Genomic DNA, 14188 nt, shown 5'->3' on the forward strand with positions numbered 1-14188 from the left:
CGCCCGAGACCCGGGCAGATCCGCGAGGAGCACCCGCTGGTGACGTTCCCCCGCCCGGCCGCCGTCGTCGTCCTCGCCGCAGGTGAAGGAACCCGGATGCGCTCGGCGACTCCCAAGGTCCTGCACACCTTGGCCGGTCGCAGCATGCTCGGCCACGCGCTGGCCACCGCCCGCGCCCTGGAGCCCGGTCGCGTCCTGGTGGTCGTCCGGCACGAGCGCGAGCAGGTCGCCGCGCACGTGACCGAGATCGACCCGCAGGCGCTGCTGGCGGACCAGGACGCGATCCCCGGCACCGGCCGCGCGGTCCAGGTGGCCATGAGGGCGCTCGACGCCGCAGCCCAGGCCGACGCCGCGAACGACACGACCGCCGGCTCGGCCACGCACGCGCAGGTCGCGGGTGCGGTCGTCGTCATCGCCGGTGACGTCCCGCTGCTCGACGCCGCCACGCTGCACGAGCTGCTCGCCGCCCACCACGCCGACGGCAACGCGGTCACCGTGCTCACCACCGAGGTGGCGGAGCCCACCGGCTACGGCCGCATCCTGCGCGAGCCCGGCACCGGCGACGTGCTCGGCATCGTCGAGGAGAAGGACGCCGACGACGCGCAGCGCGCGATCACCGAGATCAACTCCTCCATCTACGTGTTCGACGCCGACGTGCTGCGTGGTGCGCTCGGCCGGCTGGGCCGCGACAACGCGCAGGGCGAGGTGTACCTGACCGACGTGCTGGCGATCGCGCGGACCGACGGCGGCCACGTGCGCGCGCTGCGGACCGACGACCCGGTGCTCGTCGAGGGCGTCAACGACCGGGTCCAGCTGGCGGTGCTGCGGGCCGAGATGAACCGCCGCATCCTCGAGGACTGGATGCGCGAGGGAGTCACGGTCGTCGACCCGACCACCACGTGGGTCGACGTCGACGTCGAGCTGGAGCGGGACGTGACGATCCTGCCCGGCACGCAGCTGCACGGAGCGACCGTGGTCCGCGAGGGCGCGACCGTCGGCCCCGACACCACGCTGACGGACGTCGAGGTCGGTGCGGGGGCCAGCGTCGTGCGCACGCACGGGAACCTGGCCGTCATCGGCGCCGGCGCGAGCGTGGGACCGTTCGCCTACCTGCGGCCGGGGACGGTGCTCGGGGACCAGGGCAAGATCGGCACGTTCGTCGAGACCAAGAACGCGCAGATCGGCACGGGCTCCAAGATCCCGCACCTCTCTTATGTGGGTGACGCGACGATCGGCGAGCACACGAACATCGGTGCGGCGTCGGTGACGGTCAACTACGACGGCGTCAACAAGCACCGCACCACCATCGGCTCCTACGCGCGCACGGGTGCGGACAACATGTTCGTCGCCCCGGTCACCGTCGGGGACGGTGCCTACACGGGTGCCGGCAGCGTGATCCGCCGCGACGTGCCCTCGGGCGCCCTCGGCGTCAGCGCCGGCGCCCAGCGCAACATCGAGGGCTGGGTCGCGCGCGCCCGTGCCGGGACGCCCGCCGCCGAGGCCGTGGTCCGTCGGCCGGGCAGCGACGACTCCGAGCTCTCCCCGCAGGCCCGCGCCGAGCGCGGACGCGCCACCGCAGCAGCCGCCGACGCACCCCCGACCCCGCCGCCTGCACTGCCGGACTCCGCCGGCTCGAACCCGAAGGACTCCGCACGATGACCGGGATCATCTCCTCGGACGGCGAGAAGCGCCTCGTGCTCCTGACGGGACGGGCGCACCCCGACCTTGCCACGAGCGTCGCGGCCCACCTCGGCATCGACCTGCTGCCGACCACCACGTACGAGTTCGCGAACGGGGAGATCTACACCCGGTTCGGGGAGTCCGTGCGCGGCGCCGACACCTTCGTGCTCCAGTCGCACTCGTCGCCCATCAACACGTGGATCATGGAGCAGCTGCTCATGGTCGACGCCCTCAAGCGCGCGTCCGCCAAGACGATCACGGTCGTGGCACCGTTCTACGGGTACGCCCGCCAGGACAAGAAGCACCGCGGGCGCGAGCCGATCTCCGCACGGCTGATGGCGGACCTGTTCAAGACGGCCGGCGCCGACCGGCTGATGAGCGTCGACCTGCACGCCGCGCAGATCCAGGGCTTCTTCGACGGCCCCGTGGACCACCTCTGGGCCATGCCGATCCTCACGGAGTACGTGCGCAGCCGCGTCGACACCTCCAACGTCACGGTCGTCTCGCCCGACGCCGGCCGCATCCGCGTGGCCGAGCAGTGGGCCGCCAAGCTGGGCGGCGGACCGCTGGCGTTCGTGCACAAGACGCGCGACATCCGCAGTCCCAACAAGACTGTCGCCAACCGCGTCGTCGGTGACGTCGAGGGCCGCAGCTGCGTGCTCGTCGACGACCTCATCGACACCGCCGGCACGATCGCCGGGGCCGTGCGCGTGATCATGGAGGCCGGGGCCAAGGACGTCATCGTCGCGGCCACGCACGGCGTGCTGTCCGACCCCGCGGTCGACCGGCTCCAGAACTGTGGTGCCCGCGAGGTGGTCATCACCGACACGCTGCCCATCGCCGAGGACCGGCGCTTCCCGCAGCTGACCGTGCTCTCCATCGCCCCGCTCATCGCGCGGGCCATCCGCGAGGTGTTCGACGACGGCTCGGTGACCTCCCTCTTCGACGGCCAGGCCTGACCGATGACCGGACGCGACGACGAGCACGCCGGCCGTCGCGGCCCGCGCGGCGGCGTGACCGTCACGGGGTTCGGCGAGGCCGAGGCCGTGCCGGACGTCGCGATCGCGGACCTCGGGGCCGAGGCGCGGGCCGTGGACGCGGAGCGGGCGCTGGCCGAGGCCGGCGAGTGCCTGGACCGGATGCGTGCCGTGCTGCGTGAGGCCGGGGTCGAGGACCGGTTCCTGCGGACCACCCAGTCGAGCACGTGGACCGACGGGTCCGCCCGCGGGTCGTCGCGGGTGGTCGCGCGGCTGGGCCTCCAGGTCCGGCTGCACGACGTCGCGGTCGCCGGCGACGTGGTCGGTGCCGCGGTCGTGGCCGGCGGCGAGCCCGCGCGGATGGACGGCATCCGGCTCGAGGTCAGCGACCCCACGCAGCCGCGGGTCCTGGCGCGCGAGGCGGCCTGGGCGGACGCGGTGGCACGCGCCACGCACTGGGCCACGCTGTCCGGCCGCCGGCTGGGCGAGGTCCAGTGGGTGACCGAGGGCGGCTCCGCGGGGGCGCCGATGGCGATGGACTGGATGGGGGGCTCCGCCAAGGCGATGTCCGTCCCGGTCGAGGCCGGCCAGCAGACCGTGTCCGCGAACGTCACCGTGCGGTGGGCGTGGGCTGAGGACGCCTCGTCCCCCTGACCCGCGGGTTGGGATCCACGCGCTCGCTCGGGTAGGCTCTCCAGGTTGCCTCGGCGAGGGACGAAGGACGGTCGACGAAGTTCCACGACCACCTGCGCTCCGTGATCGACTGGGCGAGCGCCTCCGCGTGCCCGTCCTGCGTCCCGCGTCGAGGCCACCACACCTGTCTGATCCGCGTCGCCGGCTCCTGCCGCGCACGCCACGCCATCACACCGTCACGTCGGCGACACTGCGCCGACGTCAGCACTGGGGAGTACACGTGTCCGAGGTCAAGCTCGTCGCCACCACCCGTTCCGAGTTCGGCAAGGGTGCCGCGCGCCGCCTGCGCCGCGCCGACCAGATCCCCGCCGTCCTGTACGGGCACGGCTCCGACCCGCTGCACGTCGCCCTCCCGGGCCACGCCACGATGCTCGCGGTCAAGCAGGCCAACGCCCTGTTCTCCATCGAGCTCGACGGCACGACCACGCTGGCGATCACCAAGGACGTCCAGCGCGACGTCGTGAAGAACACCATCGAGCACGTCGACCTGCTCATCGTCACGCGCGGCGAGAAGGTCACCGTCGACGTCCAGGTCGCCGTGGTCGGCGAGTCCTACCCCGGCACGATCCACGTCTTCGAGACGCAGGCGCTGTCGCTCGAGGTCGAGGCCACGCACATCCCGTCCGAGGTCCAGGTCTCGATCGAGGGCCTCACCGGTGGCTCGACGATCACCGCGGGCGAGATCACGCTGCCCGAGGGTGCCACCCTGCTCAGCGACCCCGACCTCACCGTCATCGCGATCAGCGTCCCGCACGCCTCCGCCGAGGACGTCGCCGCCGACGCCGCCGCGGCGGACCTGGCCGCGTCGCAGTCCGCTGCGTCCGCCGCCGCCTCCGAGACCGAGCTGGGCAGCTGACCCACCAGCACGCTGCGCGACGCCCGGTACCGTTCCTGACGGTGCCGGGCGTCGTCGTTCCCGCACGTACCCCGCACGAGGAGACCCGATGAGCGACGGACCGTGGCTGGTGATCGGCCTGGGCAACCCCGGCCCGCAGTACGCGGGCAACCGCCACAACGTCGGCCAGATGGTGCTCGACGAGCTGGCCCGGCGGACGGGCTCCACGTTCGGCGCCCGCGCGTCCGGGCTGCTCTCGCGCCGGCCGCAGGCGGCGGTCGCCGAGGGGCGCCTCGGGGTGCTGCCGGGCGGTGCCCCGGGTCCGCGCGTGGTGCTGGCGAAGCCGACCACCTATATGAACGTCTCGGGCGGCCCCGTGGCGGCGCTGGCGAAGTACTACGACGTGCCCCCGGAGCGCACCGTGCTGGTGCACGACGAGCTCGACATCCCGTTCGCCGACCTCCGCCTCAAGCGCGGGGGCGGCGAGGGCGGCCACAACGGCCTGCGCGACACCACGAAGGCGCTGGGCACCAAGGACTACGTCCGGGTGCGCGTGGGGGTCGGCCGCCCGCCCGGTCGGATGGACCCGGCGGACTTCGTCCTGCGCGACTTCGCGAAGAACGAGCTGAAGGACCTGCCCTGGCTGCTGGACGCGGCGGCGGACGCCGTCGAGCTGCTCGTCCGCGACGGGCTCGAGGCCGCGCAGCTGAGGTTTCACACGAAGGGGTGAAGGCGTCCCCCACCTGCGCGAGCATCGGGTGAAACCGGACAGAAGGTGATGAACTACGCGATTGGCGCGTATAGCCTCATGCCCATTCCACTTGGCGGATCGGGGGTGTGGGGCTGTGGCTGCAGAGATCGTGGACGACCTGGACCTGAGCCTCGGCGACCGTCGTGGACGCGGACTCGGCCAGCGCCGCTCCTGGGCCTCTGCGGAGCCCTTCGAGCGCCGCGCCACCCCGTTCAACTCGGCTGACGCGGTCGCCGGCTCGTGGCGCCAGCTCGTGCACTCCTATCGGGTGCACGCCGCGCTGCTGGACCTCGTGGCCATCCTGCTCGTCGCGACGCCGGTGATGGTCGCGCTGTACGAGCCCGGAGCGCAGACGGCACTCATGATCGCCGGCGCGACACTCGGGTTCGTCGGCCTCGTGGCCGTCCTGCACGGGTACGGCGACGCCGTCCTGGGCCGTTCGGCCGCCGAGTCCCGGGTGCTCGTCCGGGCCGGCCTGGTGAGCGTCGTGGTCCTGGTCCTGGCCAGCTACGCGTTCAAGGCCGAGGTCTCCCGCTTCCTCGTGTTCGTCGTCGTGCCGGCCGCCGCGCTGCTCGCGGTCGCCGCGCGGCTCGTCCTGCGCCGCTCGCTGACCAAGCTGCGGATGCACGGGCAGGCCATGATGCGCACGGTCGTCGTCGGCGAGCCCGGTCCGGTGGCCACTGTGGTGCAGGACCTCGCGGTCGACCCGGCGCACGGGTACCGGGTGGTCGGTGTGTGCCTGCCCAGCGTCGACGCGCAGCAGACCGTCGCGGGCGCCCCGATGATCGGCGCGGTGTGCGACGTCCCGCAGGTGGTCGTCGACCGCTCCGTGGACGTCGTGGTGGTTGCGGGCTCGTACATCGGCGGCAACGGCCTGCGGCGCCTCTCGTGGGCGCTGGACCGGGCCGGTGCCCAGCTCATCATGGCCACCGACCTCGAGGACATCGCCGCCCCGCGGCTGACCATGCGGCCCACGGGCGGCCTCTCGCTGCTCGAGGTCGAGGTGGGCGCCTCGCGCGGCCGGATGGCGGCCAAGACGGCGCTGGACCGGACGCTCGGCGGGCTGATCATGCTGGTGGCCCTGCCGGTGATCCTCCTGGCCGCCCTCGCGGTACGGCTGACGTCCCCGGGGCCCGCCTTCTACAAGCAGACGCGGATCGGCGTCGACGGCGCGGAGTTCACCATGTGGAAGCTCCGCACGATGTACGTCGATGCGGACAGGCGTCGCGCCGAGCTGCTGGGTTCCAGCGAGGGCAACGCGATCCTCTTCAAGATGCGTCACGACCCACGGGTCACCTCCGTGGGTCGCGTGCTGCGCAAGTACTCGCTCGACGAGCTCCCGCAGCTGTTCAACGTGGTCCGCGGCGACATGTCGCTGGTCGGACCGCGGCCCCCGCTCGCCGAGGAGGTGGCCGCCTACGCGGATGCCGTCCAGCGGCGCCTCCGGGTCCGTCCGGGACTGACCGGCCTCTGGCAGGTCTCCGGTCGCTCCGACCTGTCCTGGGAGGAGTCGGTGAAGCTCGACCTGCGCTACGTCGACAACTGGTCCGTCTCGATGGACCTGCTCATCCTCTGGAAGACCTTCCGGGCCGTGCTGCGACCCAGCGGTGCCTACTGACCCGATCGCCCGCGACCGCGGCCCCGACCACACCCTGGACCTGGAGGTACTCGTGACCGAGACCCGGCCCGACATCTCGTTCCTGGAGGATGACGAGCCCGCCGTCGTGCGGGCCGCTCCTCCGGACGTCGTCGACCGCCTCGTGGTCCACCAGATCGACCTCGCGCGCCAGTCGCCCGGGGGGATCGAGACGTGCATCCGTGGCCTCGTCCGGCACGCGCCGGCAGACGTCACCTTCGCGATCGTCGGGGTGGACGCCGGAGGCGTCGTCGACGGCCGCCGGCTCGGCCAGTGGGAGCAGCACCGGGTGGGTGAGCGGGTGGTGTGGTTCCTGCCCGTCGTCCGGCTCGACCCGGGTGACCAGCGCCGACGGGTCCCGCACTCCGTCCGGCTCGCCGCGGGGCTCGTCCGGTACCGGCACGCGCTGCCGGCGAGCACCGTCGTGCAGGCGCACCGCGCCGACGTCGCCGCGGTCGCCGCACGGGTGCTGAGGCGGCCCCTGGCCTACTTCGTGCACACGCAGGAGCACGGGTTGACCGGGGCCACCTCGGACTCGTTCTGGCGCAAGGCGGGCAGCGTGCACGCGCGCGTCGAGCACAAGCTCCTGCGCGACGCGCACTCCGTGGTGGTGTTCAACCCGGACTTCGCCGAGACCGCGCAGACCATCAACCCGGACGCGATGTTCTCGCCGACGTGGTTCGACCCGACGCTCGTCCGCTACCGCGCCCAGGCGCTGCACCCGCAGCGCGTCATCTGGGTCGGCCGGCTGGAGCAGCCGAAGGACCCCGCGCTGGCGATCGAGTCGTTCCGGCGGCTGCTGGAGTCCGCGCCGGACCAGGACTGGACCCTCGACGTCGTCGGCACCGGGACCCAGCTGCCCGACCTGGAGCGTGCCGTCGCCGAGCTCCCCACCGAGGTGGGCCGACGCGTCCGTCTGCTGGGCCGGCTCGCTCCCGAGGAGGTCGCGACGGCCATGGCCGACGCCGGCGTCTTCCTCATGACGTCGCACCCGGGCTACGAGGGGTTCCCCCGCGTGCTCGTGGAGGCGATGGCCTCAGGTCTGCCGGCCGTGGTGACGGACGGCTCCGACACCGGGTCGTTGGTGCGACCCGGCCACAACGGCTTCGTCGTCACCGAGAGGAACCCCGATGACCTTGCTCACGCCATCAGCGAGGCCAGCGTCCTCCACCGCAGCGCGGCCCGGGACACCGCCTCCGTCTACGCCGCCCCGCGGCTCGTCGCGAGGATCGTCGGTGCCCCGGGGTGAGCGCTCGAAGGTCTCGGTGCACGTCTCCCGCTCGGGTGAGGTCACGCTGGCGGGTCGGCCCCTGTTCGTCGGGGACGCGGACGCGCTGATCGCGCGGATCGGCCAGCTCCTGCCCGCGGACGAGGTGTACTCCATCGTCACGCCCAACGTCGACCAGACCATCGGGATCGAGCACGACTCGGCGCTGCACGTCGCGTACGACGAGGCGGAGATCCGGATCGCGGACGGTACGCCGCTCGTGGTGCTGGCCAGGATGCTGGGCGCCCACGGGCTCCAGCGGCTGACCGGCGCGGACCTGCTGCCGATCGCCGCGCGGCTGTCCTGCCAGCGCGGCTGGCGGATCGCGCTCATGGGCGGTGCCCCGAGCGTGAGCGAGCTGGCCGCCGACCACCTGCGCGAGCACTACGGCGCCGACGTCGTCTCGATCCCGTTCCCCAAGATCGCGGACGTGGGCGACGCCGAGTCGGGTCAGGTGATCGCCGACCTGCACGCGGCGCAGGCGGACATCGTCTTCGTCTGCCTGGGCTCTCCCAAGCAGGACGTCTGGGTCTCCCACTGGCGCGAGAAGCTGCCGCCGGGGGTCTACGTGGGCGCCGGTGCCGCAGTCGACTTCGTCGCCGGGACCAAGCGCCGTGCTCCGTTGCTCGTGCAGAAGATCGGCATGGAGTGGCTGTTCCGGATGGCGCAGGAGCCGCGTCGGCTGGCGGGGCGGTATCTGGTGCGCGGTCCGCACTTCCTCAGTGTCGTCGCCCGGTCGTTCGCACAGCGGAAGGATCAACCATGAAGGCACTGGTCACGGGGGCCGCAGGGTTCATCGGGAGCACGCTGAGCGCACGCCTGCTCGCCGACGGGTGGGACGTCACGGGGATCGACGCCCTGACGCCCTACTACGACCCCGCGCTCAAGCGGGCCAACCTCGAGCGGCTCGGCGGGGCGTTCACGTTCGTGCAGGAGGACCTGCGCACGGCCGACCTGGACGCGCTGCTCGACGGCGTCGACGTGGTGTTCCACGAGGCCGGCCAGCCCGGCGTGCGCGCCAGCTGGGGCGACGAGTTCGGCATCTACCTCGACGCCAACGTGGCGGCCACGCAGTCCCTGCTCGAGGCCGCCAAGCGCGCCCCCGGCCTGCGGCGGCTGGTGTACGCGTCGTCCTCGTCGGTGTACGGGGACGCCGCGCGGTTCCCTGTGCTCGAGGTGGACCTCCCGCAGCCGGTCAGCCCCTACGGCGTGACCAAGCTGGCGGCCGAGCACCTGTGCTCGCTGTACGCCTCGAACTTCGGCGTCCCGACGGTCTCGCTGCGGTACTTCACGGTCTTCGGCCCTCGGCAGCGCCCCGACATGGCGTTCACACGGTTCCTCACCGCGGTCCGCGACGACCGGCCGATCACGCTGTACGGCACGGGCGAGCAGATCCGGGACTTCACCTACGTGGACGACGTGGTCGAGGCCAACGTCCTGGCGGCCACCGAGACGGTCGCGCCGGGCACGGTGCTCAACGTCGCCGGCGGCACCAACGTCACCGTCAACGAGGTTCTCCAAGTGATCCACTCCGTGACCGGCCGTCAGGTCAAGGTCGAGCGGCACCCGACGGTCGACGGCGACGCGTGGCGTACCGGCGGCGACGCGTCGCTGGCACGCGACCTGCTCGGCTGGAAGCCCAAGGTGAGCGTCGAGGAGGGCCTCGCCCGCCAGTGGGAGTACATCGGGGCCGGTGGTGGCTGACGTCACCTGCGTGATCCCGACCCACGGCCGCGACCGTCTGCTCGCCGAGGCCGTCGCGTCCGTGCTGGGCCAGGACCTCGGCACGGACGTCCGTCTGCGCGGGGTCGTGGTGAGCGACGACCTGGGATCGGCGGCCACGCAGGCCGTGGTCGCGCGGCTGCACGCCGAGTCCGACGTGCCCGTGCGCTACCTCGACTCGTCGGGCCCGCAGGCCGGCACCGCGGGGGCGTCGCGCAACGCGGGCACCGTCCTGGTGCAGTCCGAGCTCGTGGCGTTCCTCGACGACGACGACCTGTGGGAGCCCGACTTCCTGCGCAGGACGGTCGCCGCGCTCGTGGAGGGCGACCACGACTTCGCGGTCGCCTGGACGCACGCCGACGAGCCGGGCTACCGGATGGCGCGCATCGCCCCGGGCCTGGGCGCGAAGGACGTCGTCGCGCGCAACCCCGGGTTCGTCGGCTCCAACTTCGTCATGCGCACCGCGGCGTTCCGCGGGCTCGGGGGCTTCGACCCGGTGCTGCCGGTGTCCAACGACAAGGACCTGCTGGTCCGCGCGCTCTCGGCCGGGCTCACCTACGCGGTGGTGCCGGAGCTGCTGGTGACCAACCGGGTGCACGCCCAGGGCCAGCTCACGGACAAGACGCAGCGGCGCCTCGACGGCATCCGGCTCTACGCCCGCAAGCACGACGCGCTGCTCACCCGCAGCGACCGCCGCTACCTGCGTGGGCAGGCCGCGGACGTGCGCCGGGTCGTCGGTGCGAGCGCCCCCGTGCGGTGGTGGTCGACGGTCACGGTGGTGGGGCACCGCGCGGTGGGCGTCCTGCTGGGGGAGGGCAGGTGATCGCGCGCGCCCTCGACGCGCTCCGCGACCGCCGCGACGCCGTGCTCGTCGTCGGCGTCTGGCTGGCGGCCGTGCTCCCGCAGCTGGCGGTCCTGCTCACCGAGGGGCGCGGGTTCCAGCCCGTCACCGAGGGAACCGACGAGACGAGCTCACTGGTCGACGGGCTCACGACGGTGTGCAACGCGGGGCTGCTCGCCCTGTGCGCGGTGCTCGTCGTGCTCGGTCTGCGGACCGCCCCCTGGCGCCGGTGGCCGCTGCTCGCCCTGCTCCTGCTCCCGTGGGTCGTCGTGATGGCCGCCGCGCTCGTCGCGGGCTCGCGGCCTCCGGTGATGACGGTGCTGTACCCGGCGGTCGTCGTCGCGGCGTGGGTGGTCCGGATCTCGTGGCGCGCCGTCCCCGTGCTCGGGTGGCTCACCGCCGCGACCGCCGCGCTGAGCATCGTCGCCGGGCTCGTGGTCCCCAACCTGGCCCGGTACCAGGACTACGAGGGGGCCGACGCGGAGAAGTCCGGACCGCTCGGCATCCTGGCCGGGCTGCTGCCCTCCGGGAACAACCTGGGTCTCGCGCTCGCGGTCGGCATCCCGTCGGTGCTCGCGCTGCGGGGGGCCTCCCGGCTCGTCGCCGGGGCGCTCGTGCTGGTCGCCCTCGGCTGGTCCTACTCCCGGGGCGCGTGGCTCGCCGCGGTGGTCGTGCTCGTCGCGGCCGCCGTGCTGGCGCTCGTGCCCGCGCGCCGCAGGGCGCTGGTCGCCGGGCTCGGGATGGGGGCGGTGGCCCTGGTCGCGGTGGTGCTCCCCCTGGTCACCACGTCGGCGACCGCGATGGCGAACCGCGGTGGCTACTGGATCGCCGGCCGCGACGAGTGGGCGGACGCGCCTGTACTGGGCCAGGGCTGGGACTTCTACGACCGGTTGGCCGGGTCCGCGGACGACCTCGGCGGCTACGCGTACCACGCGCACAACCAGCTCATGCAGCTGCTGGTGACCGGGGGAGTGGTCCTGGTCGTGGTGGTCGGTGCGCTGCTGGTCGTGGGCGCGGTGCGAGCCGTCCGTGCCGCGTCCGTCGGGGACCTCTGGCCCACGCTCACCGTCACGGCGATCGTCGCCGCGGGGATCGTCGAGGTGCCGTACGGGGTGGTCGACCGCACCATGTTCTGGCCGTACGTGCTGGTGCCGCTCTGCGTCGTGCTGCTCGGCGCCCCGCGCCCGGCCGGCGGCGAACGGGTGGACGCCGGCGACGGGGTTCCCGACGCGATCACCGCAGGGCAGGGTGGTCCCCGTGCGTGACGTCCTGGTCTCCGCCCGCGGGCAGGCCGACAACCTGGGGGACTCGGTGCTGCGCCGGGGGCTCCTGGACGCGCTGCGCCCGCTCGGGCGGCTGGTGGTGAACGTCGACGGGCTGCCCGACGGCTACGTGGGCGCGCTGGGGCTCCAGGCACAGGACCTGCTGGTGCGCGACCGTCGCGAGTGGGCCCGGCGGTCCACCGCGGGTGCGTGGGGCGGCGCGGTGTACGGCTTCAACGCCGGGGAGACCTACGCGACCCCCGGCTACGCCGGGCACCTGCTCAAGACCGCACCCCTGGTCGCGCTCAGCCGGCTGCGCGGCGGCGCCGGGCTGCACGTGGGCCTCGGGCTGCGGGCACCGCACCCGCTGTGGGGCCGGGTCCTGAACGTCGGTCTGCTGCCCGTGAGCGTCGTGGCCTGGCGCGACGCCGACAGTCGCGCCTGGGTGGGTCGTGGGTCGGTGGCCCCCGACTGGGGGTACGCGTTCGGCACGCAGGACCTCACGGCAGCCCTGACCGGCGCCGACCGTCCCGTGCTCGCCGTCTCGTTGCGCGGCGACCGGCCCGCTCCGGGCACGACCTGGACCGAGACGGTCCGCGCGCTGGCGACGGACCGGTCGCTCGACGTCGTCGTCGTCCCGCAGGTGGGGCGCGACCTGCCGCGGGCGCGTGAGCTGGCCGCCGACCTGGGCGGCGAGCTCGTCGCGTGGGACGGCATCGACCACGCCGCCGCCGAGAAGGTGGTGCGCGACGTCTACCGCCGGGCGTCGTTCGTGGTGAGCGACCGGCTGCACGCGCTGGTGCTCGGCCACACCGAGGGTGCGCTGCCCGTCGGGCTGGCCCCCGGGTCGGCCGGCAAGCTGGACCGGAGCCTGGCGACGGTGGGCGCGACCGGGGTCGCGTTCAGCAGCCAGGACGTCGACGTGCCCGAGGCCCTGGCACGGGTCGACGCCCTCGACGCGCGTCGGCCCGAGCTGATCGACGCGGTCCGCCGGGCGCGCGACAGCCTGGACGGGCTGCGCGCTCGGCTGCGCGGGGCCGTGCGAGGCACCGGATGACCCTGGCCAGGACGGCCGTGCGCGGCTCGGCCGCGTCCATCGGCGGCCAGGGCTTCCGGATCGTGCTCCAGCTGGTCGGCCTCGCCGTGCTCGCGCGGCTGCTCGAGCCGGCCGACTTCGGTGTGGTGGCGATGGTCACCGCCGCCATCGGCTTCGCGGACATCCTGCGCGACTTCGGCCTGTCGTCCGCCGCGGTGCAGGCGCCCAGCGTGAGCCGCGGGGAGCGCATCAACCTCTTCTGGGCCAACACCGGTCTCGGGCTGCTGTGCACCGTGGTCGTCGCGGCGTCCACCCCGCTGCTCGTCGCGCTCTACGACGAGCCCACCCTCGCGCACATCGTCCCGGCGCTCTCGCTCGTCCTGCTCATCTCCGGCATCAACACCCAGTACCGGGCGGACCTCGGGCGCGCGCTGCGGTTCGTCGCGCTGGCCAGCTCCGACGTGCTCGCCCAGCTGGTGGGCACCCTCGTCGCGATCGCCGTCGCGCTCCTGGGCGGGGGCTACTGGGCGATCGTCGCGCAGCAGCTGACGGTGGCGGTGGTGGCGCTCGTGGTGAACGTGATCAGCACGCGGTGGCGTCCCGGCCTGCCGCAGCGGCGCACCTCGATCCGCCGGTTCTTCCGGTTCGGCCTGTCGGTGTTCGGCACGCAGGTGCTCGGGTACGCGGCCAAGAACGCGGACACCGTGGCGCTCGGGACGTTCTGGGGATCCTCGGTGCTGGGCGGCTACAACCGCGCGCAGCAGATCGCCGTGGTCCCGCTCAACCAGATCAACGGACCGCTCACCCGCGTCGCGCTGCCCATGCTCTCCAAGGCGCACCTGGATCCCGCCCGGTTCTCGCGTGCCGTCCTGCGTGCGCAGCTGGCCGGTGCGTACGGCACGGCGACGGTCCTGGCGTTCGTCGCCGGGCTGGCCGTGCCGATCGTGGCCGTCCTGCTCGGCCCCGGCTGGTCGGAGGCGGCGCCGATCCTTGCCCTGCTGGCGATCGCCGGCGTGTTCCGGTCCCTGTCCCAGCTGGCGTACTGGATGTTCCTGTCCAGCGGCCGGCCCGGCGCCCAGTTCGCGCTCGACCTGTGGGCCCAGCCCCTGATGGTGGCGGTCATCGTGCTCGGCGCCAGCCGGGGGGCGGTCGGTGCTGCCTGGGCCGCCGTCGCGGTCTGGCCCGTCTACTGGATCATCGGGCTGCTCGTCGCCAGCAGGTCCGCCGGTCAGGCCGCGGCGCCGCTCGTGTGGCGCGCGGTCCGTGCGCTGCTCGGCGTCGCGCTCCCGGCCGCGCTGGCCAGCTGGTACGTGAGCCGGGCGATCGACGGTCCGCTGATCGCGCTCGCGGCGGGGGCGGCCGCCGGCGTCGCCCTCGCGGCCGTGGTCGTCCTCGCGGTGCGGCCCGTCCGCAGGGACGTGGCCGAGGTGGTCACGCTGGTCCGGCACGCGGCGCAGCGCGGCGAGAAGACCGCCCCGCAGCACTGAG

The 14188-nt window shown here is 73.6% G+C and carries 13 protein-coding genes; all 13 read left to right on the plus strand.

Annotation, left to right across the window (positions count from 1 at the left end; translation table 11 throughout):
- Positions 1–39 precede the first annotated feature (39 nt).
- The 13 genes from glmU (at position 40) to ACO06A_RS12370 (ending at position 14187) form a co-directional block, all read left to right on the plus strand.
- The gene (glmU, locus tag ACO06A_RS12310) at positions 40–1659 is read left to right on the plus strand and encodes a bifunctional UDP-N-acetylglucosamine diphosphorylase/glucosamine-1-phosphate N-acetyltransferase GlmU (RefSeq protein WP_421732504.1); all 1620 of its coding nucleotides are present in this window, start codon (positions 40–42) and stop codon (positions 1657–1659) included.
- A complete protein-coding gene (locus ACO06A_RS12315; protein ID WP_175346759.1) occupies positions 1656–2639 on the plus strand; it encodes a ribose-phosphate diphosphokinase in 984 nt (327 codons plus the stop codon). Before glmU ends, ACO06A_RS12315 begins: the two co-directional genes overlap by 4 nt.
- A gap of 3 nt (positions 2640–2642) precedes the next feature.
- On the plus strand, positions 2643–3311 hold the full coding sequence (locus ACO06A_RS12320) for an SIMPL domain-containing protein (protein ID WP_421732505.1): 669 nt from the start codon (positions 2643–2645) through the stop codon (positions 3309–3311).
- Positions 3312–3570: 259 nt separating this feature from the next.
- Positions 3571–4206 carry a 50S ribosomal protein L25/general stress protein Ctc gene (locus ACO06A_RS12325; RefSeq protein WP_175346757.1) on the plus strand — a complete coding sequence of 212 codons (636 nt, stop codon included), beginning with the start codon at positions 3571–3573 and terminating at the stop codon, positions 4204–4206.
- Between the two features lie 88 nt (positions 4207–4294).
- On the plus strand, positions 4295–4915 hold the full coding sequence (gene pth / locus ACO06A_RS12330; protein WP_421732506.1) for an aminoacyl-tRNA hydrolase: 621 nt from the start codon (positions 4295–4297) through the stop codon (positions 4913–4915).
- A gap of 115 nt (positions 4916–5030) precedes the next feature.
- Entirely contained in the window at positions 5031–6554 is a 1524-nt protein-coding gene (locus tag ACO06A_RS12335; protein WP_421732507.1) for a sugar transferase, read from the plus strand.
- Positions 6544–7821 (plus strand): glycosyltransferase, encoded by a 1278-nt coding sequence (locus ACO06A_RS12340; RefSeq protein WP_421732508.1) that lies wholly within the window; start codon positions 6544–6546, stop codon positions 7819–7821. Before ACO06A_RS12335 ends, ACO06A_RS12340 begins: the two co-directional genes overlap by 11 nt.
- On the plus strand, positions 7808–8605 hold the full coding sequence (locus ACO06A_RS12345) for a WecB/TagA/CpsF family glycosyltransferase (RefSeq protein WP_421732509.1): 798 nt from the start codon (positions 7808–7810) through the stop codon (positions 8603–8605). The genes ACO06A_RS12340 and ACO06A_RS12345 overlap by 14 nt, the downstream gene beginning before the upstream one ends.
- Positions 8602–9543 carry an NAD-dependent epimerase/dehydratase family protein gene (locus ACO06A_RS12350; protein ID WP_421732510.1) on the plus strand — a complete coding sequence of 314 codons (942 nt, stop codon included), beginning with the start codon at positions 8602–8604 and terminating at the stop codon, positions 9541–9543. Before ACO06A_RS12345 ends, ACO06A_RS12350 begins: the two co-directional genes overlap by 4 nt.
- Before the next feature lie 10 nt (positions 9544–9553).
- Positions 9554–10384 carry a glycosyltransferase family 2 protein gene (locus ACO06A_RS12355; RefSeq protein ID WP_421732511.1) on the plus strand — a complete coding sequence of 277 codons (831 nt, stop codon included), beginning with the start codon at positions 9554–9556 and terminating at the stop codon, positions 10382–10384.
- The gene (locus ACO06A_RS12360) at positions 10381–11667 is read left to right on the plus strand and encodes an O-antigen ligase family protein (protein ID WP_421732512.1); all 1287 of its coding nucleotides are present in this window, start codon (positions 10381–10383) and stop codon (positions 11665–11667) included. The genes ACO06A_RS12355 and ACO06A_RS12360 overlap by 4 nt, the downstream gene beginning before the upstream one ends.
- Positions 11660–12721 carry a hypothetical protein gene (locus ACO06A_RS12365; protein WP_421732513.1) on the plus strand — a complete coding sequence of 354 codons (1062 nt, stop codon included), beginning with the start codon at positions 11660–11662 and terminating at the stop codon, positions 12719–12721. Before ACO06A_RS12360 ends, ACO06A_RS12365 begins: the two co-directional genes overlap by 8 nt.
- Positions 12718–14187: a lipopolysaccharide biosynthesis protein gene (locus tag ACO06A_RS12370; RefSeq protein WP_421732514.1), complete on the plus strand. Its 1470-nt coding sequence runs from the start codon at positions 12718–12720 to the stop codon at positions 14185–14187. The genes ACO06A_RS12365 and ACO06A_RS12370 overlap by 4 nt, the downstream gene beginning before the upstream one ends.
- Position 14188: the final 1 nt, after the last annotated feature.

The organism is Cellulomonas sp. (assembly GCF_965229465.1).
Taxonomy (GTDB): Bacteria; Actinomycetota; Actinomycetes; order Actinomycetales; family Cellulomonadaceae; genus Cellulomonas.